General features: G+C 63.4%; 1 protein-coding gene. It reads right to left on the bottom strand.

Going from position 1 to position 363, the window contains the following annotated elements:
• On the bottom strand, positions 1-363 hold a 363-nt coding region (locus MOV74_RS40455), incomplete at both ends, for an efflux RND transporter permease subunit (RefSeq protein ID WP_246933140.1).

Raw genomic sequence — 363 nt, 5'->3', positions numbered from 1 at the left:
GTAGGCCATCGACCCCCAGAACACGGAATGCGTGAGCGGGATGAAGGCCAGCACGGCGGCCAATGCGGTGAGGATCACCGGCCTCGTGCGTTGCACCGTGGCCTCGATGACAGCGTGATAGTCGTCAAGTCCGGCGGCAAGGTTCTCCTTGATCTGTTCGGTCAGGATCAGCGTGTTGCGCATCAGGATGCCCGCCAGTCCGATCAGGCCCAGGATGGCGTTGAACCCGAATGGCTGGTGGAAGAGCAGCAATGCCGGCACGACGCCGACGAGGCCGAGCGGTCCCGTCAGGACGACCATCGCCATCGTCGAGAACGAGCGCACCTGCAGCATGACGACGATCAGCATCGCGGCAATCATGGC

Source organism: Bradyrhizobium sp. SHOUNA76 (genome assembly GCF_023006445.1).
GTDB lineage: Bacteria > Pseudomonadota > Alphaproteobacteria > Rhizobiales > Xanthobacteraceae > Bradyrhizobium.
Note: the sequence above shows the minus strand (reverse complement) of the source record. Positions and strands in the feature narration are given on the sequence as shown.